This is a genomic window from Aeromonas sp. R2-2, from assembly GCF_040908355.1.
In the GTDB taxonomy this organism is placed as follows: Bacteria; Pseudomonadota; Gammaproteobacteria; order Enterobacterales; family Aeromonadaceae; genus Aeromonas; species Aeromonas veronii.
On record NZ_JBFODQ010000056.1, the window covers coordinates 1 to 1676 of the forward strand.

Below are 1676 nucleotides of genomic sequence, written 5' to 3' on the forward strand. Positions count from 1 at the left end.
TTCCCTTCGCCAGAACGAACCATCAAGATGCCATGCCCCCATGTCGGGCCCCCTTCTCGAAGAATGCCGAGTTCCACCTGGGTGGTATAACCTTGGCCATTAACTGCGTTTTTGCCCCTGACGATCGGGTAGTAATCCGACGAGCCGGCCACTAACCCAAAATTCACATGAAAGGGGGCTGTGTTGGCCCATTGGTCGCCATAAGCGTGAGAGTTATTGGCTGCCCAATGCCCTCCGTAAACCTCGAAGGCACCAGGCGTCAGGCTCGCGATTGTCTTTGCCCATCCCCCCGCACCGTTGGTCGACCACCACTGGATCGCGCCAGTACTCTCCAGCTCCATCGCGGCCGCATGCTTGCCCGGGATGTGCATCTCGAACATGGGGTTGGCATCGGCCTTGACCTGGATCCGCCTGCTTTCGGAGTGCCACAGCTGGCGCCAGCCTTTGAATATGCCGTTCTCAACCGTGGCAAACCCCATTTCTGAGCCAGCAAAATCAAGGCCGATCATGCCGTTGTATCCGCCTGCATTGGCGTGGGCAGCGTTGAAGTAATACTTCCACTCGCTCCCGAATGGCATGCCATTGGCGGCAGTGGCGGCCGCGTTATAAAACCCGCTCTTCTCTCTTAACTGGGTGGCCACATTGGTGGTGGCCGCGGCATAGGTGCCAAGACCGGCCGGTACCTCGTCGATATTCTCCCAGGGGTGACGGTGACGCTTGAGGGCGAGCTCCGGCACATCGTCCAGATCGCCCCATTTGTGGCGATGGCTGCCGTCCTTGATCTCCACCGCGATGGTGACGCCCTTGGCATCTTCCAGAATGCCTTTGCCGGTGACATCACCGGTCAGCTCGATGGTGCGCTTGCGGCGCACGTCGGTGACGCTACCATCGGCGTTGATGATGGCCACCTTGGCCACATGGTGCTGATAGCCGTTGCTGTCCAGGTAATCGACCATGTCTGGCACGCTCAGGGTGAGGGTGAAGTGGTTCACCCAGGCATCGAGCAGCGAGCCCGCCCGGTAGATATCGAGCCAGAGTCCCACCGGCTTGGCGCCCGGGGTGATTTTCTTCACCTCGTTGAGCTCTGCGCGCAGGCCGCCGACATAGGCCACCCCGGGTTGTACCTTGTAGACCCCCGATGTGTTAACAAGGTTAAAGCCATCCCCGTAGAAGGTGGCCGGTCCAAAGAACTGCAGCGCCTGCAGACGCAGGTCATCGTCCATCCCGCGCAGGCGAGCGGCATAGTCAATTTGCCAGGTGCTGGCGTCCACATGGGTGGCGGTCGCCTCGGCGGCGCGGTCGTACTCCATCAGCATGGATTTGACCAGGCTGTTACCGGTCTGGCCGGCCGCTTCATTGGTCTTGAGTTTGGTCTCCAGTCCCTTGTGCACAATCATCCCCACCATGCCGCTGGCCTTGTTGATGAGGTACATGGCGTTGAAGCTGAAATCGCCGACCGTGGTATCCATCACGATGGTGTAGGCCACCGCGTCGTTGTTGATGCGCCCGCGCTGGTCAACCTTGTGGCGGTGCACAATCTGGCCCGCCGGCGGCAGGCCGCTGTCAGGGTCGATGGGGGCGGCAGGATCGAGGTCTGGCACGTTGGCCAGCACGAACTCATCGAGCACCACCGGCACTTGGGTGGCAAGGCACTCCTGCCAGTAGCGGGAGAAGGC

At 60.7% G+C, this 1676-nt stretch carries 1 protein-coding gene; it reads right to left on the minus strand.

Annotated features, from left to right (window positions below):
• A partial coding sequence (locus tag AB5Z09_RS10125) for a phage tail protein (RefSeq protein WP_368195222.1) occupies positions 1–1676 on the minus strand: 1676 nt, incomplete at both ends.